This window comes from Siminovitchia terrae (genome assembly GCF_003605405.2).
GTDB classification, from domain to species: Bacteria; Bacillota; Bacilli; order Bacillales; family Bacillaceae_C; genus Siminovitchia; species Siminovitchia terrae.
The window spans coordinates 1-22,395 of sequence record NZ_QYTW02000029.1 but is presented as its reverse complement, the minus strand read 5'-3'; the positions used below and the strand labels follow the sequence as shown (position 1 = coordinate 22,395).

The 22,395-nt window shown below is 42.1% G+C and carries 25 protein-coding genes, 1 other RNA gene and 1 other annotated feature; of the genes, 2 read left to right on the top strand and 24 right to left on the bottom strand.

Going from position 1 to position 22,395, the window contains the following annotated elements:
- Positions 1-3: 3 nt before the first annotated feature.
- The 21 genes from D5F11_RS21100 to tadA all read right to left on the bottom strand — a co-directional run bounded on the left by D5F11_RS21100 (position 4) and on the right by tadA (position 14,858).
- Positions 4-186, bottom strand: coding sequence for a hypothetical protein (locus D5F11_RS21100; protein ID WP_120118091.1), 183 nt, complete (start codon positions 184-186; stop codon positions 4-6).
- A 331-nt stretch (positions 187-517) separates the two neighbouring features.
- Positions 518-985: an S-ribosylhomocysteine lyase gene (locus D5F11_RS21095; protein WP_120118090.1), complete on the bottom strand. Its 468-nt coding sequence runs from the start codon at positions 983-985 to the stop codon at positions 518-520.
- Positions 985-1,632: a class I SAM-dependent DNA methyltransferase gene (locus tag D5F11_RS21090; protein WP_120118089.1), complete on the bottom strand. Its 648-nt coding sequence runs from the start codon at positions 1,630-1,632 to the stop codon at positions 985-987. Before D5F11_RS21090 ends, D5F11_RS21095 begins: the two co-directional genes overlap by 1 nt.
- A gap of 118 nt (positions 1,633-1,750) precedes the next feature.
- Positions 1,751-2,629, bottom strand: coding sequence for a 16S rRNA (cytidine(1402)-2'-O)-methyltransferase (rsmI, locus tag D5F11_RS21085; protein ID WP_185830832.1), 879 nt, complete (start codon positions 2,627-2,629; stop codon positions 1,751-1,753).
- Positions 2,610-2,891 (bottom strand): GIY-YIG nuclease family protein, encoded by a 282-nt coding sequence (locus D5F11_RS21080; protein ID WP_120118087.1) that lies wholly within the window; start codon positions 2,889-2,891, stop codon positions 2,610-2,612. The genes rsmI and D5F11_RS21080 overlap by 20 nt, the downstream gene beginning before the upstream one ends.
- A complete protein-coding gene (locus D5F11_RS21075; RefSeq protein WP_120118086.1) occupies positions 2,878-3,621 on the bottom strand; it encodes a tRNA1(Val) (adenine(37)-N6)-methyltransferase in 744 nt (247 codons plus the stop codon). The genes D5F11_RS21080 and D5F11_RS21075 overlap by 14 nt, the downstream gene beginning before the upstream one ends.
- A 351-nt stretch (positions 3,622-3,972) precedes the next feature.
- A complete protein-coding gene (gene yabA / locus D5F11_RS21070) occupies positions 3,973-4,311 on the bottom strand; it encodes a DNA replication initiation control protein YabA (RefSeq protein WP_225221018.1) in 339 nt (112 codons plus the stop codon).
- Positions 4,312-4,362: 51 nt separating this feature from the next.
- On the bottom strand, positions 4,363-5,190 hold the full coding sequence (locus tag D5F11_RS21065) for a PSP1 domain-containing protein (RefSeq protein WP_120118084.1): 828 nt from the start codon (positions 5,188-5,190) through the stop codon (positions 4,363-4,365).
- On the bottom strand, positions 5,183-6,181 hold the full coding sequence (gene holB / locus D5F11_RS21060) for a DNA polymerase III subunit delta' (RefSeq protein ID WP_120118083.1): 999 nt from the start codon (positions 6,179-6,181) through the stop codon (positions 5,183-5,185). The genes D5F11_RS21065 and holB overlap by 8 nt, the downstream gene beginning before the upstream one ends.
- A gap of 20 nt (positions 6,182-6,201) precedes the next feature.
- Positions 6,202-6,639 carry a YaaR family protein gene (locus D5F11_RS21055; RefSeq protein WP_120118082.1) on the bottom strand — a complete coding sequence of 146 codons (438 nt, stop codon included), beginning with the start codon at positions 6,637-6,639 and terminating at the stop codon, positions 6,202-6,204.
- A 9-nt stretch (positions 6,640-6,648) separates the two neighbouring features.
- Entirely contained in the window at positions 6,649-6,978 is a 330-nt protein-coding gene (locus D5F11_RS21050) for a cyclic-di-AMP receptor (RefSeq protein WP_018708571.1), read from the bottom strand.
- A 128-nt stretch (positions 6,979-7,106) separates the two neighbouring features.
- Positions 7,107-7,760: a dTMP kinase gene (tmk, locus tag D5F11_RS21045; RefSeq protein ID WP_120118081.1), complete on the bottom strand. Its 654-nt coding sequence runs from the start codon at positions 7,758-7,760 to the stop codon at positions 7,107-7,109.
- Between the two features lie 123 nt (positions 7,761-7,883).
- Positions 7,884-8,057, bottom strand: coding sequence for a sigma factor G inhibitor Gin (locus D5F11_RS21040; RefSeq protein WP_120118080.1), 174 nt, complete (start codon positions 8,055-8,057; stop codon positions 7,884-7,886).
- Between the two features lie 395 nt (positions 8,058-8,452).
- Complete coding sequence (locus D5F11_RS21035; protein WP_120118079.1) at positions 8,453-8,719, bottom strand: pro-sigmaK processing inhibitor BofA family protein; 267 nt, start codon at positions 8,717-8,719, stop codon at positions 8,453-8,455.
- A 235-nt stretch (positions 8,720-8,954) separates the two neighbouring features.
- A complete protein-coding gene (locus tag D5F11_RS21030; RefSeq protein ID WP_120118078.1) occupies positions 8,955-9,170 on the bottom strand; it encodes a YaaL family protein in 216 nt (71 codons plus the stop codon).
- Positions 9,171-9,185: 15 nt separating this feature from the next.
- Complete coding sequence (gene recR, locus D5F11_RS21025; protein WP_120118077.1) at positions 9,186-9,785, bottom strand: recombination mediator RecR; 600 nt, start codon at positions 9,783-9,785, stop codon at positions 9,186-9,188.
- A gap of 12 nt (positions 9,786-9,797) precedes the next feature.
- Positions 9,798-10,115: a YbaB/EbfC family nucleoid-associated protein gene (locus D5F11_RS21020; RefSeq protein ID WP_120118129.1), complete on the bottom strand. Its 318-nt coding sequence runs from the start codon at positions 10,113-10,115 to the stop codon at positions 9,798-9,800.
- Positions 10,116-10,136: 21 nt separating this feature from the next.
- Complete coding sequence (gene dnaX / locus D5F11_RS21015; RefSeq protein ID WP_120118076.1) at positions 10,137-11,831, bottom strand: DNA polymerase III subunit gamma/tau; 1,695 nt, start codon at positions 11,829-11,831, stop codon at positions 10,137-10,139.
- Positions 11,832-11,943: 112 nt separating this feature from the next.
- A complete protein-coding gene (locus D5F11_RS21010) occupies positions 11,944-13,608 on the bottom strand; it encodes a DUF2207 domain-containing protein (RefSeq protein ID WP_120118075.1) in 1,665 nt (554 codons plus the stop codon).
- A 354-nt stretch (positions 13,609-13,962) separates the two neighbouring features.
- An RNA gene (ffs, locus tag D5F11_RS21005) (signal recognition particle sRNA large type) lies at positions 13,963-14,227 on the bottom strand.
- 163 nt (positions 14,228-14,390) lie between these two features.
- Positions 14,391-14,858 (bottom strand): tRNA adenosine(34) deaminase TadA, encoded by a 468-nt coding sequence (gene tadA / locus D5F11_RS21000; protein WP_373316083.1) that lies wholly within the window; start codon positions 14,856-14,858, stop codon positions 14,391-14,393.
- 118 nt (positions 14,859-14,976) lie between these two features.
- Here tadA and D5F11_RS20995 point away from each other — a divergent pair, with 118 nt between their 5' ends.
- Positions 14,977-16,266 carry a glycoside hydrolase family 18 protein gene (locus tag D5F11_RS20995; protein WP_126646651.1) on the top strand — a complete coding sequence of 430 codons (1,290 nt, stop codon included), beginning with the start codon at positions 14,977-14,979 and terminating at the stop codon, positions 16,264-16,266.
- A gap of 161 nt (positions 16,267-16,427) precedes the next feature.
- On the opposite strand, the gene serS is transcribed toward D5F11_RS20995, so the two are convergent.
- The 3 genes from serS to guaB all read right to left on the bottom strand — a co-directional run bounded on the left by serS (position 16,428) and on the right by guaB (position 21,024).
- Positions 16,428-17,702: a serine--tRNA ligase gene (serS, locus tag D5F11_RS20990; protein ID WP_120118073.1), complete on the bottom strand. Its 1,275-nt coding sequence runs from the start codon at positions 17,700-17,702 to the stop codon at positions 16,428-16,430.
- Between the two features lie 49 nt (positions 17,703-17,751).
- Positions 17,752-17,966 (bottom strand) — a binding site (T-box leader).
- Positions 17,967-18,038: 72 nt separating this feature from the next.
- Positions 18,039-19,334, bottom strand: a complete 1,296-nt coding sequence (locus D5F11_RS20985; RefSeq protein ID WP_126646652.1) for a serine hydrolase — start codon at positions 19,332-19,334, stop codon at positions 18,039-18,041.
- A gap of 223 nt (positions 19,335-19,557) precedes the next feature.
- Positions 19,558-21,024 (bottom strand): IMP dehydrogenase, encoded by a 1,467-nt coding sequence (gene guaB, locus D5F11_RS20980; protein WP_120118071.1) that lies wholly within the window; start codon positions 21,022-21,024, stop codon positions 19,558-19,560.
- A gap of 109 nt (positions 21,025-21,133) precedes the next feature.
- Here guaB and D5F11_RS20975 point away from each other — a divergent pair, with 109 nt between their 5' ends.
- On the top strand, positions 21,134-22,078 hold the full coding sequence (locus D5F11_RS20975) for a YaaC family protein (protein WP_120118070.1): 945 nt from the start codon (positions 21,134-21,136) through the stop codon (positions 22,076-22,078).
- Positions 22,079-22,395: the final 317 nt, after the last annotated feature.

Here is a 22,395-nt window from a genome sequence, read left to right as displayed (position 1 = left end):
CTTTTACTGTTGAAATAAGAAATATGAGGCGGCCACATCAAATGCGCCTTGGCGTATTTGCGCCCAGATTTTATCGAGCTTCGCTCGATAAATTTCCTCTGAAAATCTGTGGCATCCGCCGGAGGCTTTAACTTTATTCAGCCGGGGTTTGAACCCCCACTGTATGCAATACCAATATGCATTCATCTCACCACTTATAGAAGTGGGAGACTTCTGCTGAATAAAGTTAAAACATAGGTTTAATGAGCTTAACCGCAATTTTCAATATGGCTACCGGACATTACTACAGTCCTTGGAAACAGCAAGTGGCCCATTATAATAGTGGTTCAACATATTATACAAAGCGTCGCAGTATTCGGAGATCAAAAGTGCTAGTGCAGGCAAAGCGATAGTACATCCGTTACCCGCTGAGTATGATCAGCGGGAAGCTGCTGAAAGCAAACCACTCTTTCGTCAGCACTCGTCTAGCCCTAATAATCAGACACTTCAGCCTGCGAAGATCAGCACTATCACTTTTCTATGCAAATACTTCCGTCCACTCATTCCTTTTGGCCAGCATTTTCTTAGCAAGCTCTTTGGCACCTTCCAAAGAATGGCTTGCCGCCCATCCGCATTGCACTTCATTGCAGGCTGGAACTTCAGTTGCCACCAATACGTCATGCAGTGTTTTTTCTAGGATATTTAATACATCTTCATAATCATCATGGTTGACGAGAGATAAATAATATCCAGTCTGGCAGCCCATCGGGCTGATATCAACAATTTTATCGGAATGGTTTCTGCTGAACTCCGCCATCATATGTTCCAATGAATGAATCGAAGGCATTTCCATATGCTCCTTATTCGGTTGACAGAATCGAAGGTCGTATTTGCGGATGATATCCCCGTTTTCCCCTTCTACTACGCCCGCCAGACGGACATAAGGAGCCTTTACTTTCGTATGATCCAAATTGAAGCTCTCCACGTTCATCTTTTGTTCAGTCATTAATCCCCTCTCCTTTTCTCGGCATTTATCAGCCACACAAATGCATTCATTTGCTTGAATGTGACTTGAAAGCCGTTTTCTTCAAATATTTTCTTTAAAACTGGAATGGTAGTATAATACTCTGTCTGCAAATCAACTGCAAGACGTTGATAATTGTTTTGCAGAGCTTCTTTTATTATAGCTTGTTTAGCAGCATCATCGATAAAAATAGTATCGGCAAACACAATTTTCCCGGATTCGTTGAGGATATCACTGAAATGCGCAATTGCCTTCGCTTTCTCTTCATCCGTCAAGTGATGAAAAGCGTACGTGCTTGTGATTGTATCCGGTTTTTTTTCGGGCATAGGAAATTCCAAAAAATCACCCTCGACAATCGGAACATTGGGTAGTTTTTCCTTTGCCCTGCTTCTCATTCCTTCCGATGGCTCAACGCCGTATACGTCAAAACCATTTTTTAAAAACTTCTCCGTCAAATTCCCTGTTCCTACTCCAAATTCAACTATATACCCTTTTGATTTTTTTGCAACCTCGTCGAGAATCTGTTCGTAATATGCAAATACTTCTTTATATTCTATGTCAGTACCTACAACGGTTTGATCATACGTTTCGGACCAAGCATCAAATAAATCATTGAAATTTCTCGCCATCTTAATTTCACCCTTTTCATATAAAAATAATCGGAATTAAGTATGACTAAATTTATCACTAGTTTTGAAAAAAATCAAGGTAAAATAAAAAAACATGAGCCCTTTTTAAAGACTCATGTTACTTGCCTTGAATATGATATGCCTCATAAACCTCACGTTTTGGGAGCTGACGATCATTTGCCGTCCGCTTGATCGCCTCTTTTGATGTGAGGCTTTCGTTTACGATATAATGTTCCACATGCTCCTTCAATCCAAGAAGCCCCCACCATGGCGGACCTTCGCCGGAATTCGGATCACTACTGCCTTCTATAACAATGCAAAACTCCCCACGGATTTCTCCCTTCTCCGCCCATTCAACAGCAGAAAAAAGCGTTCCACGCAAGAATTCTTCGAACTTCTTCGTCAGTTCCCTGCACAAAACAATTTCTCGGTCTCCCCAGACCGCAGCCATATCTTTTAACGTGTCTTTTAATCGATGCGGTGCCTCATAAAGAAGAATTGCCCCATCCTGTCGTTTCAGCTTTTCGAGCTCCGCTTTCCTCTCTTTTTTCCCTCTTGGCAAGAACCCATAAAAATAGAAAGGCTGTGGATTAATGCCCGAAGCAATCAAAGCAGTCAGCGCAGCATTGGGGCCCGGGACAGGTATAACTGCTATATCCGCTTCGATGGCCGCCTGGACAATTTCATAACCTGGATCTGAGATACAAGGCATACCTGCATCACTAACAAGTGCTATATTATCCCCTTTTAACAGCCGCTCAACAAGCTGGCGCCCGCTTGTCTCCTTATTATGTTCATGATAACTTGCAAGCGGCGTTGGAATATCAAAGTGAGTGCACAGCTTTTTGGTGTTCCGCGTATCTTCCGCAGCAATTAGATCAGCTTCCTTCATCAGTCGGATTGCCCGGAATGTCATATCTTCCAAATTGCCGATCGGCGTCGGTATTAAATATAAAGTGCCTTGATCCGTAAACTCATTACTTTTCTGACTGTGCATTCCGTTCACCCGCCTCACATAAGAATTTTTCTTTCTTTGACCTCGTCAGCTGCTTGAAAGCATACTCCGCTTTCAATGCCTCGCCTTTCTCCTCAAATTCTTCCACATAAATCATCGACACTGGCGTCCTTGTCCTGGTATATTTAGACGCCTTTCCACTGTTATGCTCGCAAAGCCTCCGGGAAGGGTTTATTGTATAACCACCGTAATAGGAACCATCCTTACATTCCAGTACATAAAAAAAATGCCTATTTTTTTCCATATAGAATCTCTCTTACTTCCGAAGTATACTCGTTTTCGTAATTGTAGACAAACAGAGGCGGAAGGGCCTTCAACCCGGAATTCCCATTTTTGATCCCCTCTACTAAAATCGTATTCGCTTCCTTCCCAGCCTTCGGATAAACAAATCTAAGCCGCTTTGGCTCCAAGCGATACTGTCTCATAAGGGTCAATATATCCATCAGCCGTTCCGGTCTATGGACGAAAGCCGCTTTGCCACCTTGCCGGAGAAGCTGGCTGCTTGTCCGTATAACATCTTCTAGGGAACAAAGAATCTCATGGCGAGCGATGGCCAAATATTCATTTTCATTGATAATGGAAGGCGCCGATGAAGTAAAATACGGCGGATTACACGTAACTACATCATATTTTCCGTGCCCAAGTGTTTGGGTAATTTCTTTTACGTCTCCATGAATCATATGGATTCTGTCTTCCAGACGGTTATATTTGATGCTTCTTTCCGCCATATGATACAGGCGCTCCTGAATCTCCACACCCGTGATGGTTGCCTTTGTTTTTCCGCTCAATAGAAGGGGAATAACCCCATTACCACTGCATAGATCAATAATATTGCCTTTTTGAATCGGCATGTACGCAAAGCGGGCCAACAGCACGGCATCAAGAGAAAAAGCAAACACAGATGGACTTTGGATAATCCTTAAGTTTTCCGCCAGCAAATAATCCAGGCGTTCATCGCCAATCAAGTCAATCATGTAAGTAACACCCCAATCCAAAAAGCGGAAACACCCGGGTAAGCGCGACAAGTCAATCGTTTTCCAAGAGAGAAGTTTTCTTCCGTTTCCAGAGAATCGCTTTGATCTTGAGAAGCTGGGCATTCGGCTGAATTTTACACAATTACAGTTACAATAAAATAGCCTTCCCCATTCGAACAGGAAGGCCTTATAGTGCGGGTTCAAAAAGTTGCCCATAGGAGCAAAAGATCGAGGCAGCTTGTTTGCACAACGGAATGTATGCTTTTAGATACATGTGCAGCACAGAAACAAACCAACGAAAGATTTGTCGTTATGATTTGGTGACTTTTTGAACATCCTCTTATAAACAAATTATTTTTTAGTCAAAAAGGAAAGGCAGAACAGGCAGTCTTCATCCCTTCTCGGGCTGCCAAAATGAACATTGCAAATATGAAAGCCTTCTTGATAAAGGCGGGCAAGATTATCATAGCCCTCTCCAATATCAGGTTCAGTCATTTGATCAAAAGCAACAGTGCGCTCGTCCTTCTCTCCGTCAGGCAATATGAGATTGGGCTTATCCATCCCTTGATCCAGATGTCGGCGCAATTGGTCATTTTCCGACTTCAACGCATGGTTTTCTTCGATCAACTCGACCAGATACTGCTTCAGTTCACCAAGCTGCTGATACAATTGGCCGATCTGCATTTCCATATTGCTTACTGAATCGAAGAATTCCTTTTTATCCTTCACCTTACCACCTCATTATTCCGTGGCCTGAACAGACGTCACACTTTCACTCATGATCTCTTCCAGTGTATATTCCAAAACCCGCTCCTGGTCAGACAATTCCACTTGCATAATGCGCTCCAATATATTTAAGCCGACCACTCTTCCCGAACCATTCGGTGTATGGATGATCTCGCCTACATCAGGAAGCGCAGCCTTCGCTGCTTCATATTCATCATTCTCATACTTCAAACAGCACATCAGCCTGCCGCATAAACCAGATATTTTCGTCGGGTTTAAGGAAAGATTTTGATCTTTGGCCATCTTGATTGATACTGGTTCAAAATCTCCCAAGAAAGTTGAGCAACATAGCATACGCCCACACGGACCGATTCCACCGAGCATTTTCGCTTCATCCCTTACTCCGATTTGCCTCAATTCAATCCTTGTTCTGAATATAGAGGCCAAATCTTTTACAAGCTCGCGAAAATCAACGCGACCGTCAGCTGTAAAATAAAAAATTACCTTGTTGCGGTCAAATGTGTACTCTACATCCACAAGCTTCATATCGAGCTGATGTTCCAGGATTTTTTCCGTACAGACCTGATAAGCTTCTTCAGCTGCTTGCTTGTTTGATTCCACATTCTGTTGATCTTGTCCATCTGCAAGCCGGACAATTTTTTTCAATGGAAGCACTACATCCTGTTCGCTGACCTGTTTCTTTTCGGTCACGGCTTTTCCAAATTCAATGCCGCGTGCAGTTTCCACAATGACGTAATCATCTTTGCAGACCGGATGATCCGTCGGATCAAAATAATATATTTTACCGGCTTTTTTAAACCGGACTCCTACTACGTTATACAAAAGAAGGTCCCCCCTGCAAATTCAGCACAAGCTGTTCCATTAACAGCTGAGGATTCATATTTGCGTGTAATTTTCTTTTGGCTTCCAAAATTGCAGTCATTTGTTTCGACAGTCGTTTCATTGAGGTTTGAAGTGCATCCTTTTCAAGTGTCTGCCGCAAATCAGGATATACGAGCTGCCGATCCTTCCCCAATTGTATGTTCAGTATATCTTTATATATATATAATAAAAGAGACAACCCCAGATCATGCTGAGCTTTCTCTTTGAAATGCCCCATCCAATCGGTTTGAAGCGAAGTCATGGCATAGAGCGGATTATTCAGCACTTCATATAATTTTAACACTATTTTTCTAGCTTGTGCAAACCAATCATCCTCATTTAGTCTTACCGCTTCTTGCAAGTCGTTTGTGAGTGCAGCCAGAAGAGCCGTTTTTCCTTTTGGCATGCCTGCTTCTACCAGTTTTTCAGCAAAAATTTCAGGTCTTAATGGATAGAAAGGTACAGATTGGCAGCGTGAAATGATGGTCGGGAGTAATTGCTGCGGCTGCTCCGTAACAAGAACGGCTGTTGTTTCGGAATGAGGCTCCTCTAAAAACTTTAATAAGCTGTTCGCCGCCTGAACCGTCATTTTTTCAGCGTCTATAATAATATACAGCTTTCTCCTCGACTCCATACCTGATTTACTGAATTCTGTTCTTAATGAACGAATTTGATCTATTTTAATAGAAAGACCGTCCGGATCCACAATATGAACATCCGGATGGTTTCCACTTTTGATTCTTCTACAATTTCCACATTGTCCGCAAGGAGATACACCCTGTCCATTTTCCTCGCAAAAAACGCTGGCTGCCAATAACAGGCTGCCTGCTTTCTTGCCAGTTCCCCGCTCACCCTCGAATAAATAAGCGTGGGCAACCCGGTGATGGACCAGACTGTTTTTTAAAAGCCTAGCTGCAATCGGCTGCTCCTTTTCAAATTGATCCCAATTCATATCTTCCGGTATTCACCTACCTACGTATATAAATGGATCAGCAGCCCTTTGATCTCACCGATTCTTCCTAAAATGTCGATGGACTGCCTTTCTTTATTTAAAACCTCTTCAGTCAGCTCGACTAGCTTCTCATCAATCAATTCGACAGTCTGAAGGACTCTTCCTTCTGCAAACCTGTTCCAGCTGCGTGACTTCTTGAGTTCCATGCCTGTTTCAACCGTTTCCTTCACAAGCTGCTTTACAAGTGTTTTATATTTAACTAAATCCTGGAAGTTTCTTGATTTTCCCAGCCGTTCCCCCGCTTCATAAACATCTCCTAACAACTTGTCTAGCTGTTCTTTATAAAGCTGAACCTCTTGACGGGAAATCACTTCGGAAAATTTGGTTCCAGTACTGCCGGATCTAGGAATGGATGAAAACTGCCCCGCTCTTGATCCGGCCATATCATTGACTTTCATAGACGTCTCCTAAAACTGGTGGAACTGCTCGATTGGGAGAACAAACACAGTTGCTCCTCCTACCGAAACTTCCACTGGATAAGGAATATATGAATCAGCATTTCCTCCCATAGGAGAAACAGGCGCCATCAACTGTTCACGTGACTTGCAGCTTTCCCTAATGACTTCAAGCGCTTTCTCTACTCGAATATCTTCTGTACCTATCATAAAAGTCGTATTTCCGGACTTCAAGAAACCGCCAGTCGTTGCCAATTTTGTTGCCCTGAAATTATTTTCAACCAATGCATTCATGAGGCGGTTGCTGTCCTGGTCCTGAACTACAGCCATAATTAATTTCATTCTGCTCACTCCTTGAAATAAAGTGAAAAACAAATTTATTATTATTCTTATTATATCAGCTAATCGTATATGTGACATTGTTATTCGTTTACAGTTAACTACTTTCCATCGAAAAAACGACATTTACGTTAAAATTCTTTATTGAGTATTCCCTCTTGTACCAGCCGGCTTTCAATCATTTTTTTCGCGTTTTGGTACACTAAGTCAAATGGAGCTGCAGCATCAATTAAAATGATCCTGTCTGGAAACCTCTGAATTAAAAGATGATAACCTTCTCTTACTTTATGGTGAAACTCGATTTTTTCTAGATCAAGCCTGTTTACTTCCCGTCCTGCATTTCTGGCTATCCGTTTCAGTCCAAGTTCCGGGTCTATATCAAAATATAGTGTGACATCTGGCATCGCGCCTTGAATGGCAAATTCATTGATACTGTATACTTCATCGATTCCAATCCCTCTTGCATACCCTTGATAAGCGAGAGAGCTGTCTATAAAGCGGTCACACAGGACAACTTTTCCCTCCTGAAGCGCAGGCAGGACTTTTTCAGTTAAATGCTGGCGGCGTGCGGCGGCATACAGCAAAGCTTCTGTACGTGGATCCATCACCGTATGTTCCTTGTCAAGGATGATTGTCCTAATTTTTTCAGCAATCTCAATTCCGCCAGGTTCTCTTGTGGCTAATGCCTTTACCCCTGCTTCAGCCAAGTCATTCACCAGCTTTTCAATGAAGGTTGTTTTGCCAGCTCCTTCAGGCCCTTCCAATGTGATAAACAATCCGCTCATCCAACCTCTTCCCCCGATCCCTAATGTTTACAGCGTATAGTATAACACCGGGATGCCAATAAACATAGTGACTGTTTTGAACAAATACAAAAAGACCAGGCACCATTCTGTTGGAGCCCGGTTTTACGTGACAATTTTTGTTTCTTTAATGACCCTCATCTGTTCCACATAATATTTGTATTTCGGATCATCTGAATCTGTTTGAATAATCTCCTGCTCACACCCGGCACAAATAAAAGATGTATAAAGATGAATCCCCGTATCCTGTGCTTTTTTGCAAATTATGCACTTTTCCATCTCTCCACCTCCACACATTTTTATTATGTCCACCGCAGGTAAATTGTATACACAATTAACAACAGTTAGAAAAGCGCAAGCTGAATTTTGATAAGAGGCCTTCTATGATGTTCCACTGGCTTTTTCAAATAAATCTCGTATAAGCTTACTTGCAACATGGTCCTTTCGCTATGGCGCCTGGTCGGCTTTGGCAGGTTCAAGTCACGACATCCCGACGCTTCGCTTGCAATAATATTTCTTATGCAGCGAAACTAGACATTCATTTACAACTGAGGCTTTTATGTGTTTCTTTTCAAAAAACTATTTGTTTCATTCTATGCCTAGAAAGCGGATGCCGTGTTTGTCTCTGGATTTTTTTCAAAAGAAAATGAAACATCCGCAATTTAACGGATGTTTCACGCGATAATCCATAATTGAATGACTGACAATGCAGCAACTCCTGGCAGTCCGAGCAAACCCGAAATGGCGGCGGTCACAAAATTAATAGGAATATACAACCCGAACTGATTCCCGACAGCATTTAAAAAAAATAGAAACAGGGCACCAATCATTAATTTTATGAATGACTGACCGATCACTTTAACAACACTTCCGGGCTTTACAGCCATCAATAAAAAAATAATCAAGCCGATCAGCAAAGCAATGATCAAGATCGAATCCAAACGTTCCCCCTCCTACCCTCTCATTCTTATTTAATATTGTATGAAAGGATTGTCCGAAAAGAACATTTAGAAAAGTCCAGACGTGCAGCCTTGAGTGATAAGCACAAGACGATTTTTTGATGTGAGGCCTTTTCGGGACCCCGTGATTACAGTTTCGCCAATGATGCCTGGCCCTGAAGCTACACATATTTTCTCTAATAAAAAACTTAGTCTAACTTTTCTTTGGGTAAGGGGTTCATTGATCTTTAATTGAGATTTTTCGTTTCTTTGCTTCCTGGAACAAAAAAATATATTTTGCTTTTGCCAGTCGCATCTGATACTGCAATTCATCGTTTTCCTCATAGCTCAATCTGCACATGTCGCTCTTTTGATCCCATTGTTTTTTTATAATTCCCATGAGGTCTATTAACCTGTGATCAAACTCTTTACGCATTTTTTGTTTCCGGAACATATATGAGACCTCTCCTTAAAGAACTTCTCTTCGACCTTCCAACGCTTTTGAGAGGGTCACTTCATCTGCGTACTCAAGATCTCCTCCGACAGGCAAACCATGGGCAATCCTTGTCACAGTGATACCCGACGGCTTGAGAAGGCGGGAAATATACATGGCCGTAGCTTCCCCTTCGATATTCGGGTTTGTCGCTAAAATTACTTCCTGGACCGTTTCATCCTGGAGCCTTTTCAGCAGATCAGGAATATTAATATCTTCCGGCCCAATGCCTTCCATCGGCGAAATAGATCCATGAAGGACATGATACAAACCATTGTACTCTTTCATTTTTTCCATGGCGATGACGTCCTTCGGCTCCTGAACGACGCAGATGACGCTGCGGTCACGTCTTTGATCATCGCAAATATAACATGGATCCTTGTCAGTGATATGACCGCATATTGAACAATAGCCGAGATCCCTTTTTGCATTGACAAGGGCCTTTGCAAAATCAAGGACGGTGTCTTCTTTCATATTAAGAACGAAAAACGCCAGGCGGGCTGCTGTTTTCGGCCCGATTCCCGGCAGTTTCATAAAGCTGTCGATTAGCTTTGATATGGGTTCTGGATAGTGCATAATGGTAACCTCCTAGAAGCCAGGAAGGTTTAATCCTTTTGTAAATTGTCCCATCGTCTGGCTTGATAATTCTTCTGCCTGCTTTAAAGCTTCGTTAGTAGCTGCCAGCACAAGATCCTGCAGCATCTCGATATCCTCCGGATCTACAACCTCTTCGTCAATTTGAACCTCCAGCACTTCCTTATGGCCGGAAACGATCACTTTTACCATTCCGCCGCCTGCTGTGCCTTCAATTCTTTTTTCTCCAAGTTCCTCTTGCGCCTGTGCCATCTTCTTTTGCATTTTTTGCATTTGCTTCATCATGCCTTGCATATTTCCCATTCCTCGCATCATAAACAACCTCCACCATGATTAATTTTTAATTTCTAAAAGATCTTTTCCAACAAGTTTCAAAGCTTCGGATACGATCGGATCCTGCTCCTCCGCGTTACTTTCGTCTCCATCACTTTTGTTCGATTGTAAAAACTCTTCCCGGATCTCTTTCCATTGGGCTTCAGGAACTCCAATGACTTTAAAACTAGTTCCTGTCTGCTCTTCCAAGATTTGAGAGATCGTTTGAATAAACGAATGATTCTCCATAGCCATTTTACAAATGACGTCATATTTAAATTTCAAAACAAGGGCATCCGCCGATGCTGCAGCTGGTTCGGCATCATTGAGTAAAGCAACTTGGGAAGGCAATTGACGTTGATTCAATATATTCAAAAATTCTCCCCAGTGGCCTTTAACATCATTCAGATGCTTCCTTGTAGCTTCCTTCAACACTTGAGTCACAGTACCTGAATTGACCCTGAATTCCTTTCCAGCACTTTTGGCTGGTCTTTTCGAAGGTTGTGCTGGCTGACCTTGAGCCTTGTCAATCGGTTGGCTGTTATTTTTCAACCATTTGATTTCCTTTTCCAATGCTTCAATTTTCTTATGCAATTCCTGAACCTGCGGGCCATCTGGTTGAGCCAACACTCTTTCTGTCTGGCAAAGCTTCACCAGACATACTTCCAAATAAATGCGCGCATGGTTAGAGAAACGCATTTCCTGCTGTGTTTTACTTAATATATCAATGTATTCATAAATTTGCTGCGGCTGAATCTCTTCGGCAAGGGTTTTAAATTCTTCGTCAAGAAGCGCATGCTCAGCTATCTCATCCAAATTCGGTGCTGTCTTATAAAGCAGCAAGTCCCGGAAATACAGAATGAAGTCCTCTGTGAATCGGGAAGGATCCTTCCCTTGCATGAGCAGTTCCTCCAGCATTCCGAGCGCTCCGGAAACTTCTTTATCATGAATAAAACGTGCAAGCATGTTCAAACTGTTTTGTGATATGGATCCAGTGACAGTTAAAGCATCTTCTACAGTAACTTTCCCAGTACTGAAAGATATAGCCTGATCCAGCAGGCTCAGTGCATCCCGCATACCACCTTCAGCAGCTCTTGCAATAGTTTGAAGCGCCTTTTCATCATATTCCAACGAAATTTCATTTGCAATATGCGACATTCGCCCGGCGATATCCTGCGAAGTAATTCTCTTAAAATCAAAGCGCTGACACCTAGAAATGATCGTTAGTGGGATTTTGTGCGGTTCTGTCGTAGCCAGTATGAAAATAACATGTTTGGGCGGTTCTTCCAATGTCTTCAGCAAAGCATTAAATGCGCCAATAGTCAGCATATGTACTTCATCAATGATGTAGACTTTGTACTTCACCGCATTAGGCGTATATTTGACCTTGTCCCGGATATCCCGAATTTCTTCCACGCCGTTATTCGAAGCCGCGTCAATTTCAATGACATCAGGAACCGAACCATCCGTGATGCCCAGGCAAGCGGAACATTCATTGCACGGCTCAGCAACTGGCATTTTTTCACAGTTAACAGCTTTTGCCATTATTTTGGCTGCACTTGTTTTTCCAGTTCCGCGGGGACCGGAAAACAAATAAGCATGCGAAATTTTTTCTTGGAGGAGAGCATTTTGCAACGTCTTTGTTACATGTTCTTGCCCGATGACATCCGCAAACGCCTGCGGCCGCCACACTCGATATAACGCTTGATAACTCATGCTCTGCCTCCCTGTAAAGTTATTTGTACTACAATGTATTATACCTTAATCCGAAGGGAAATCACAGGAAGAGTGTCATTGAAAAAAGATATAAATGGGATGAAAGAACCAGCTAAAATGCCCCTGATCCGCCACCACCGCCTCCAACTCCACCACCAACTGAAGAGGAGCTTCCGCTTGATTGAGATGCAACTGTGTCTTTTGCCTGCTCTCCCGCCATATCAAAAGATGACGTCAAGACTAACCAGTTCATCGGATAAAAGCTTGAAGAGCTGGCTGATTCATCGAGAACTCTGTTCATTTTGGCAGAGATTGCCCCTTCGATTCCAAGTGAATAAATCATCGCCCGCATTCGGTCATCTTCGTTATAGAGTTTCCAATTCCAATCAGAAATTCGATCAAATTCATTAACCAATCTCCTCCACTCTTCCTGCATGCGCATCCCTTTTACTGCCAAAGACTTGTAAAAAATTGAAAACCCCAAATAGACAATAAACAGTAAAATAAATAAAGTCATGTATAAGAAAAGATCATATTTAGCCGACAGAATGATAAACCAAAAAGGAAAAAGGCTTAATAATCCAGCTGCTATTCTCACTGTTTTTCTTTGGTCATATAAACTAGCCTGCTTTGTTTCATTTGTAACCGCCGCTTTCCATCTATTGATCTCATTGATGTATTTCATGTGGTTTTTCTTATTTTCCATAAATTCTTCCAAGTTATCCATGCAGAACTCCCCGTTCCATCCGATTTTATCGAATAAGAAACTGATGAGAATCCTCTCATGCTCCTCTGCCGCTTCTCTACTGATTAATTGGAAATACCCCTCTTTTGTCTGTTTAACATAACCCTGACGAACAAGATCCATCAATCCTGCCGCTATCGTACTGTTATGAAATTCGTCTGTAAAAAAGATAGTCGCAGGCATACTCATTTGCTGCTCAGGAATTTTTAGTCTTTGATTAAAAACGGCATCTATGGCAGCCTTCCTTTTCCGCTTGGATCGATTAAATTCATTCATAGCTATGACTACAAACAAAGCGGTGAAGCCTACCAAAACCCATATCGCTGTTGAGGCCGTCTTTCTTTTATTCTTCGCATAAATGATTGCGTTCTCTTCCATCGTTCTTTTCTCGCTGACGATTTCTTCTTTCATTTCTCTATTTGCTGTCAGTGACATAGCAGGAAATAATGTTGAGTCATAAGCAACCCTTACATCGCCATTTTCTCCGGCTTCCACTTCTCCCATTGAAAAGACGACCGTTCCATCATCTGCCACGTTCTCCGTTTTAAAGGCCGACTCATACCCTAACGCAATGGCATCATCTGTCGGTTGAGGGGGATGAATGGCAATGGTCATTTTCCCATAATCAGCTTCATTTCGATCATCAAAAAATGGCCAATAAAATTCTGTTACATCGTTATACTTATCCATCCCATTCTTGATGATATAGTGTATATCTACATGGATCGTTTCATCCTTACCGCTACGGTGAATTTTATACAGTTCTTCCTCTTTTTCCACCTTTAGACTTTTTTCTTTCTCCTTCGCCATTAAGTCCCTTATTTCCGCACCTTTTTTCGGGAATATTTCCCGGGTAATGCCATTAAACTTTCCATCAAAAGTATAAGTATGTCGTTCGTTGACATTGACATCTCCGTCTTCCTGTAAATAGGCATCTATTTTCACATCAGGGATTGAAAAGTCAACGGCATAAACAGACGATGGAATAAAAAACAAAAGGATCAAAGTAGGAAGGATATATTTTTTCAACATAAAATATTCACCTCTCTTCAGTTATATTGATTACGATTTAGAGCGGTTTAGGTTTCAAATCATAAGAAAAGCGCAAGCGCCTTGTTTAGCCCCGACAAGCACAAGACGATTCCCGAGGAGGCAGTCCTTCAGCCACCACAGGGAAGCAGCTTGTGACCTCGAGGGGCTAGGCGCTTGCAGGATCAGAACGCGACGTCCTGTCGCTTCGCTTGCACTAGTACTTCCTGTACGTCGTAGCTGAACAAAGAAAAAGCTACCTTTGAATTAAATTTTTCATAACAAGTTATACTTTCTTTACTCACAAAAAACCCATCCGCTTTAATTGCGAATGGGTTTGTCGTTTCTTAGTCAATACCGCGCACCTTCCTTCGACAGTGCTTCATCTGCGTTACTCAAGCAGTTAGCTCGACCCAGGCTGCCCCGCGGCACATGAGAGGTTCCACTTAATGCTGCTTCCTTCCGGACCTGACATGATTCATGGGTTCCCATTGCGCAGGACCCGGGTGTCTACACCACTTACTTGAGGCAGACCAGACAAAACAGCTGCCTCTGGAAGGGATTCAACCCCGCTGGAGCGGATTTCGGGTACAGGGATCCGCTACTTCCCCGTCTAGCGCGGCATAACCTATTTTACTACTTTTTCAATGAAAAATCAATGTCTGTTACATTTTATCAAAAATTCCCATGACTCAATAGAGGATGTTCAAAAGTTTTGTCTGCTTCTGTCACGCTCATGTATTACTAAGAAATCCCGTTAAAACGCTCAGTCGCTGCTCCTGCACTTATAACTTTTTCTTTTTTTGGCGAATGGATCGAAAAAAATCACTCAAGAGCCTCCCGCACTCTTCTCCCAAAACTCCATTTATAACCTCACTTTGATGATTGAACCGTTCATCCGTCAATAGATTCATTAATGTTCCAGCACAGCCAGCCTTCGGATCAGATGCTCCGTACACAACCTTTTTGACCCTGGATAAAATAATAGCTCCGCTGCACATCGGGCAAGGTTCCAGTGTTACAAATAACTCGGCTTCTTCCAGCCTCCATGTTCCCAATTTTTCACAGGCTTCTTCAATAGCCAACAGTTCCGCATGCGCAACAGCATTTTGATCCGTCTCCCGTCTGTTATGGGCGGCAGCCACTACTTCGTCATTGAGTACAACGACCGCTCCAATGGGAACTTCCTGCATCTCTTCAGCTTTCTTTGCTTCAGCGATTGCTAATCGCATATACTTTTCTTCTCTTTCCATTTGTATCACCTAAGTGTATCTGATTTTGAAAATATTGATTGGTCTTTTATTTTTACATAATACATACAATGGGACAAGGTGAATTATATATTTTTGAACAGCTATAAGGAGGAAAAACATGCAGATTCATGTCGTCGAGCCCAATGAGACATTGAACTCAATTGCCTCTCGTTATAATATCTCTCCTGCCATTATTGCCGAAGCAAATCAACTTCCCAATCGAGATCAGTTGGTCGTTGGGCAAGCATTGGTCATTCCTATTTTAGGCAGTTTTTACTGGGTACAGCCTGGTGACAGCCTGTGGGCCATAGCCCAAAAATTTGGGATTTCCTATCAGGAATTGGCACGAATTAACGGTATTCATGTAAACCAGCCTATTCAAGTAGGACTGCGACTCTACATTCCACAAAGAGCAAAAAGAGATGGGGAGTTTTTAGCCTATGTGGAACCGAGGCGGGTTGGAGAAGTATCACCGCAGCTTGAATCCAGCGCAAGGGAAGCATCTCCCTATTTGACTTACCTAGCTCCCTTTTCTTATTTTCCAAAACGAGACGGATCGCTGGATCCCCCGAATCTTAACAGATTCCCGGATATAGCAAAAGCAAACAATACAGCTCTTGCCATGGTATTAGCCAATCAGGAAGAAGGACAGTTTAATACGGAATTAGTCCATATTCTCCTTACAGACGAAAAGGTTCAAACAACATTTTTAAATAATATACTTGCTGAAGCGAAGCGGGTCGGATTTACGGATATTCATTTTGACTTTGAAAGAATAGCTGGCGAGGACAGAGAAGCATATAATAACTTTCTTCGAAGAGCCAAAGATCTTTTTCATCGGGAAGGATTTATCATTTCAACTGCGCTGGCTCCAAAAACAAGTGCAACACAAAAAGGTGAGTGGTATGAAGGTCATGATTATAAGGCGCATGGAGAAATTGTTGACTATACATTGATCATGACCTATGAATGGGGATACAGCGGCGGCCCTGCCATGGCCGTATCTCCTATTAACTCTGTCAGAGATGTGCTGGAATACGCCATTACCGAAATCCCACCCGAAAAAATCATGATGGGCCAAAATCTATATGGATACGATTGGACACTTCCCTTTGTTCAAGGGACGACAGCAACGGCCGTCAGCCCTCAAAGGGCCATACAAATCGCCGCGGAAAACAACGCTGCCATCGAATATGATACAAAAGCACAAGCACCATTTTTCCATTATACTGACCAAGACGGGAAAGAACATGAGGTTTGGTTTGAAGATGCGCGGTCCATACAAGCAAAATTTAATCTGGTCAAAGAACTGGGCATCCGTGGTGTCGGCTATTGGAAGCTCGGACTTCCCTTCCCACAAAACTGGCTACTGATTACAGATAATTTTAATGTAAAAAAAAATATCTAAGAAAAGCGTTAGGTGTCTGATCAGTGGCACTGAAGTTAAGATAATCAGATCATTAAAAAGGGCGGCTCCTAAAATTGGAGCCGCTTCTTGTAACATCGAAATAATTGTGTAGAGCTCTGATCTTTCAAAAACGGGGATTATCCTGCGAATACTTTCTCCCCTTATCCAATTACTTCTTTATTTCCCATATACGGTCGAAGCACTTCCGGAATCTCCACCGTGCCATCTTCACGCTGATAATTTTCCAAAATAGCGGCAACCGTTCTTCCCACTGCCAACCCAGACCCGTTCAGCGTATGCACATGCTGCGGCTTGGCCTTCGGTTCAGTACGGAAGCGAATATTTGCCCGTCTTGCCTGGAATGCCTCAAAGTTTGAGCAAGAAGAAATCTCTCGGTACGTGTTATAGCTTGGAATCCAAACTTCCAAGTCATATTTTTTGGCTGCAGTAAAACCGAGGTCTCCTGTACACATGCTCATTACACGATATGGCAGTTTTAGAAGCTGGAGCACTTTTTCGGCATGGCTGGTCAATTTCTCAAGCTCATCGTAAGAATCCTCCGGTTTAACAAATTTCACTAACTCCACCTTATTAAACTGATGCTGGCGAATCAATCCCCGAGTATCACGGCCCGCAGAGCCTGCTTCTGAACGGAAACAAGCGCTGTAGGCAGCATAATTTAAAGGCAACTGTGAACCATCAAGAATCTCATCCCGATAATAATTGGTCACCGGAACCTCTGCGGTCGGAATCAGGAAAAAGTCCTCGCTGTCTATATGAAACGCATCCTCTGCAAATTTCGGAAGCTGACCGGTTCCCGTCATACTGGCGCGGTTCACCAAGTAAGGCGGAAGCATCTCTTCATAGCCATGCTCTTCCACGTGTAGATCGAGCATAAAATTGATTAGCGCCCGTTCCAGCCTAGATCCCAGTCCCTTATAAAATACAAAGCGGCTTCCTGTCACTTTTGCAGCTCTTTCAAAGTCCAAAATCCCCAAATCTGACGCCAAATCCCAATGTGGCTTCGGTTCGAATAAAAATTCGCGTACCTCGCCCCATTTTCGGATTTCCACATTGTCGTCTTCCGTTTCTCCAACTGGAACACTTTCATGCGGTATATTTGGAATGGACATGAGAATCTTTTCTAATTCGTCTTCCACAGTACGAAGCTCCCCGTCCATCTGCTTGATTTGCTGCCCCACTTCTCTCATTTCAACAATCAGATCATCCGTGTTCTGCTTATCTTTTTTTAACTGAGCGATTTTTTCGGAAACTTCATTCCTTTTGCTTTTCAATTGCTCTGCCTGAACAATGATTCCCCTGCGCTTTTGATCCAGATCCTCAAACTTGTCTAAATCTCCTAAATCCTCGCCGCGATGCTGCAGCTTCTTTTTCACTTCCTCTAAATTTCCACGAAGTAATCTTATCTCCAACATGATAACAACCTCCCAATCATTTTAAAAAAACAAAAAAACTCCCAATCCCAAAAGGGACGAGAGTTTACCCGCGTTGCCACCCATATTGAAAGCATACTGCTTTCCTCTTTATTGGATAACGGGTGTGACCCGAAAATGCTTACTAGCCAAGGCATTCGGCATTTTGCTCAAGGATGGATTCGCGGGTTGCGCTGCCGATTCTCACCAACCACCGGCTCTCTGAAAGACGCGTTACCTGCTACTATTTCCTTTCTACACGTTCGCTCATATCAATTTTCTGATACTATACTATATCCTCTATATAAATGCAAATTTTTTATAAAACTTGCATCAACATCAGAACCAGCCTTTAACAGTCTTGGCAGCACTGTTCCATACGTCCCCAATAAAACCGCCAATACTTCTCATGGATAGGACAAACCAATTTGACTTTTCCACTTTTTCCACTGTTACCATATTAGCTGAAGCAGGCTTGCTAATATATCCATAATCATGCTCACCCTCATATTTTAATTCAAGGGATCCAATTTTTTCACCTTTTTTCACAGGTGCAGTCAATTGACCATCCTTATTTAAAAGGTTTTTATTCACTTTGAATTCAGGCTTATACGACTTCTCTTCCCCGTTCCTTATAACAACCTGGATCGGAGCGTCTGATTGAATAGCAACCTTCTTTTCTTTGCCGTTAATAACAGGGAGGGACTCATGACCTTTGACTTGATAATCATCGGGATAGAGTTCTTTCATAGAAAAATTGTTGAAAGCATAGTCCAACATTTTCTTTGTTTCCACAAAGCGAGACTTGTATTCACCTTTCCCGTTTTTATCCTTGGCATTCATGACAACAGTTATAACCCGCATATCATTTTTCTTGGCCGTACCCGTAAAACAATAGCCCGCAAAGTCAGTTGTTCCTGTTTTTAGACCATCAACGCCTTCATAACTGAAAATAAGGGATGGCAGCATCCAGTTCCAGTTTTTCATTTTTTCAGGCATTCCTGGGAAAGTTTTTTCCGGAATGCTTGTTGTTTCTAGGACTTCCGGATAATCAGTCAACAGCTGTGACGCCAATTTTGCCATGGCACGCGCTGACATAATATTTTCTTCCTCAGCACCCGTTCCTTTAACATGCTTCCCTTTTAAATCCTTATTATTTAATCCAGTTGAATTGACAAATTTATAATTTTCCAAGCCAAGCTCTTTTGCTTTGGCATTCATCAGATCAACGAATTTTTGTTCAGAACCTGCAATGGCCTCAGCAATAGCAATAGTTGCTCCGTTTGCCGAATAAATGGCCATGGCTTCATATAATTGCTTAATTGTATATTTTTTTCCTGCCTCAAGCGGAACATTGGATAAATTTGTATCTATGGAAACTTCATGAACATAATCGCTGATTGTCTGTTCTTGGTCCCATTTAATTTTCTTATCTTGGATAGCTTCAAACATTAAATACTCGGTCATCATTTTAGACATAGATGCAATTCCGAGTGCAGTATCTTCATTTTTTGCATATAAAATTTTCCCTGTGCTTGCTTCCACAATAATTGCAGCGTCCGCATGAATGTCCAATGCGTCTTCAGCGGAAGCCTTTGCAGGGACATTTATTGTGGTAATGAGCATGATGACCATGACGAAGAAAGCTATAAACCGTTTATGCGCTTGTTTTTTCAAAAGTAGACCCTCCAAATATTATGTACCCGTTTGTCATTTTAACATAGTTGGTCATGGATGAATAGCTTGTAAATATGTCATTTCCATTACGGGGGAAATTGGAATTATACCTCTTTTCACAAAAAATGACAGGACTCGCTCAGAGTCCTGTCATTTCCACTAGGGCATCAGCCCGCCCTCATTATGATAATGAATAGTTTGGTGCTTCCTTCGTAATCTGAACTTGGTGTGGATGGCTTTCACGCAAGCCCGCGCCCGTCATTTTGATAAACTGCGCATTTTCGCGGAAATCGTGGAGACTAGCCGCTCCGCAATAACCCATTCCAGCGCGAAGACCTCCAGTCAACTGGAATAATGTATCCGCAAGAGGCCCCTTATATGGAACGCGCCCTTCAATTCCTTCAGGAACAAATTTCTTTGCATCTTCCTGGAAATAACGGTCTTTTGAACCTTTCTCCATCGCTCCTTCGGAACCCATTCCGCGGTATACCTTAAACCTTCTCCCTTGGAAGATTTCCGTTTCTCCTGGGCTTTCAGATGTTCCAGCAAGCAGGCTTCCAAGCATGACAGCATGTCCACCGGTAGCTAGAGCCTTAACGATATCACCGGAATATTTGATGCCGCCATCCGCGATAATCGTTTTGCCGTGTTTTCTGGCTTCACTAGCACAGTCATAGATTGCAGTTATCTGTGGAACCCCGACGCCTGCAACAACTCTGGTCGTACAAATAGATCCAGGTCCAATCCCAACTTTGACAACATCCGCTCCTGCTTCATACAATTCACGGGTTGCTTCGGCAGTCGCTACATTTCCTGCGATAATATTCAGGTCGGGATACTGTTTCTTAATTTCACGGACAGTTTCGATAACACCTTTAGAATGGCCATGTGCAGTATCTACTACAATTGCATCAACTTGCGATTTTACAAGCTGCTCTATTCTTGTAAATGTATCTTTTGATACTCCGACAGCAGCTGCAACAAGCAGTCTTCCTTTATCATCTTTCGCTGAATGCGGGAATTCAATTACTTTCTCAATATCCTTAATGGTGATCAAGCCCTTTAATACTCCGTCTTCATCAATGAGAGGAAGCTTTTCAATCCGATGCTCCTGCAGAATTTTCTCAGCTTGCTCAAGTGATGTTCCGACGGCTGCTGTCACCAAGTTCTCTTTCGTCATGACATCCGTGATTGGTAAGGAATAATCTTGGATAAAACGCATATCCCTGTTGGTAATAATGCCAACCAATTTTCGATCTTCTTCATTATTTACAATGGGCACACCGGAGATTCGGTATTTCGCCATGAGATGTTCGGCATCAAACACTTGATGTTCCGGGGTGAGGAAAAATGGGTCGGTAATAACTCCACTTTCAGAGCGCTTTACCTTGTCCACTTCTTCTGCCTGCCGTTCAATACTCATGTTCTTATGAATGACGCCAATTCCGCCTTGGCGTGCCATGGATATAGCCATAGCTGCTTCCGTTACAGTATCCATACCAGCACTGATAATAGGAATGTTTAAACGAAGAGTATCAGTCAACTTTACTTTCATATCGACATCTTTTGGCAAAACTTCAGATTTTGCCGGGATTAACAAAACATCATCGAATGTTAAGCCCTCTTTAGCAAACTTAGATTCCCACATTTTTTTATCCCCCTGCCCAAAATATTATTAGTAGGTTATCAATTGGTTAAAATACTGTCAAGGAATACAGTTGATGTTCCATTTTTCAAATTATTCGGAGGGGATTTTTATGTTGAAACATGATGAAATATGGCTTAAATTCAATTATTTTCAATCCGCCTCCACCGTGCAATTTTATTTAAAAAAATGTTATCTACATCTGTGCACTACAGAGGCCGAGAGAAAAAGCTATGATAATTGTTACCCATTCATGTACTATTTAGAACAGGCACAAACCTACTATAAACAGGCCTACAGCTCCCCTTTTTCCATAAAACCCGTTCTTCTATTTTACGGCTTCGTACATTTAATCAAGGCCGGGCTGCTTACCATTGATCCATATTACCCTAATTCAACTTCTGTCCTTGCCCATGGAGTATCGACAAGAAAAAAGAAAAAAAGAAACTATCAATTTTTTCAGGACGAAGTGAAGATACAAAAAAACGGTTTATGTACCCATTTTGCTGAGAAAATGTTCCAGATGAACCATTTGGAAGGGGAAAAATTCAAAATGGGGGATTTACTTGCCCTCATTCCAGAACTGGATGATTTATTTCAATTTATTCATCGTAAACGAAATATTATTTTATTCAATAAAATGAACGATAATTGGCACATCCCTATAGAATTAACACATACCTTCCATATGGGTGAAAAGCGATTAAAGAATTTTCTTGAAGAAAAAAATGGTGGGATTATCCATTGGATACCAAATGAATTAACAATTGATGGAAAGCAATCTGAACTAAATCCCCCTTTCAGATACCACCTTTTTAAGAAGTTATATGGGATCAATGTATCCTTTGACCAACTAAGCAATATTCCAGATATCATGGTCCATTACCTACTACTATATAATTTGAGCATGATTGCGCGTTATGAAACTGAGTGGTGGTTTGACCTAATCAAAACAGCAGCGGATGATACATATCCATTTATCCATACCTTTTTGGAAATATCTGAGGTAAAGTGTCCGAGAATGATGTTTCGTTTCTTGATGAAACAGTGCACGTAGTGGAAAAAGGGGAAATTTCCCTTTCCCTTAATCATACTAAGTGCGGTTTAAAGAGGAGCATATGCTAATACTGCACAATGTGTTTTTGTTTTGCCTATGGACCCTGTCTTGGACTGCGCACTTAGCCTCTGATCCAGATTTTTCGCTATGAACCACTTATTGTGCGAAATCCTAGCGAATCGTGCGAAAATCGAGTTTATCGTGCGAAATTAGACATTATCGTGCGAAAACGGCATATTATTGTGCGAATGCCTAAGGAAGAGAATTTTTTCATCTTTTACCTTCTGGAACATGTTTTTTACTTCGAATCGGTTATT

Coding starts and splice junctions, on each gene's coding strand:
- D5F11_RS21100 (WP_120118091.1), bottom strand. CDS start 186: ATGAATGCATATTGGTATTGCATACAGTGGGGGTTCAAACCCCGGCTG.
- D5F11_RS21095 (WP_120118090.1), bottom strand. CDS start 985: ATGACTGAACAAAAGATGAACGTGGAGAGCTTCAATTTGGATCATACG.
- D5F11_RS21090 (WP_120118089.1), bottom strand. CDS start 1,632: ATGGCGAGAAATTTCAATGATTTATTTGATGCTTGGTCCGAAACGTAT.
- rsmI (WP_185830832.1), bottom strand. CDS start 2,629: ATGCACAGTCAGAAAAGTAATGAGTTTACGGATCAAGGCACTTTATAT.
- D5F11_RS21080 (WP_120118087.1), bottom strand. CDS start 2,891: ATGGAAAAAAATAGGCATTTTTTTTATGTACTGGAATGTAAGGATGGT.
- D5F11_RS21075 (WP_120118086.1), bottom strand. CDS start 3,621: ATGATTGACTTGATTGGCGATGAACGCCTGGATTATTTGCTGGCGGAA.
- yabA (WP_225221018.1), bottom strand. CDS start 4,311: ATGGAAATGCAGATCGGCCAATTGTATCAGCAGCTTGGTGAACTGAAG.
- holB (WP_120118083.1), bottom strand. CDS start 6,181: ATGAATTGGGATCAATTTGAAAAGGAGCAGCCGATTGCAGCTAGGCTT.
- D5F11_RS21055 (WP_120118082.1), bottom strand. CDS start 6,639: ATGAAAGTCAATGATATGGCCGGATCAAGAGCGGGGCAGTTTTCATCC.
- D5F11_RS21050 (WP_018708571.1), bottom strand. CDS start 6,978: ATGAAATTAATTATGGCTGTAGTTCAGGACCAGGACAGCAACCGCCTC.
- tmk (WP_120118081.1), bottom strand. CDS start 7,760: ATGAGCGGATTGTTTATCACATTGGAAGGGCCTGAAGGAGCTGGCAAA.
- D5F11_RS21040 (WP_120118080.1), bottom strand. CDS start 8,057: ATGGAAAAGTGCATAATTTGCAAAAAAGCACAGGATACGGGGATTCAT.
- D5F11_RS21030 (WP_120118078.1), bottom strand. CDS start 9,170: ATGTTCCGGAAACAAAAAATGCGTAAAGAGTTTGATCACAGGTTAATA.
- recR (WP_120118077.1), bottom strand. CDS start 9,785: ATGCACTATCCAGAACCCATATCAAAGCTAATCGACAGCTTTATGAAA.
- D5F11_RS21020 (WP_120118129.1), bottom strand. CDS start 10,115: ATGCGAGGAATGGGAAATATGCAAGGCATGATGAAGCAAATGCAAAAA.
- dnaX (WP_120118076.1), bottom strand. CDS start 11,831: ATGAGTTATCAAGCGTTATATCGAGTGTGGCGGCCGCAGGCGTTTGCG.
- D5F11_RS21010 (WP_120118075.1), bottom strand. CDS start 13,608: ATGTTGAAAAAATATATCCTTCCTACTTTGATCCTTTTGTTTTTTATT.
- tadA (WP_373316083.1), bottom strand. CDS start 14,858: ATGGAAAGAGAAGAAAAGTATATGCGATTAGCAATCGCTGAAGCAAAG.
- D5F11_RS20995 (WP_126646651.1), top strand. CDS start 14,977: ATGCAGATTCATGTCGTCGAGCCCAATGAGACATTGAACTCAATTGCC.
- serS (WP_120118073.1), bottom strand. CDS start 17,702: ATGTTGGAGATAAGATTACTTCGTGGAAATTTAGAGGAAGTGAAAAAG.
- D5F11_RS20985 (WP_126646652.1), bottom strand. CDS start 19,334: ATGGTCATCATGCTCATTACCACAATAAATGTCCCTGCAAAGGCTTCC.
- guaB (WP_120118071.1), bottom strand. CDS start 21,024: ATGTGGGAATCTAAGTTTGCTAAAGAGGGCTTAACATTCGATGATGTT.
- D5F11_RS20975 (WP_120118070.1), top strand. CDS start 21,134: ATGTTGAAACATGATGAAATATGGCTTAAATTCAATTATTTTCAATCC.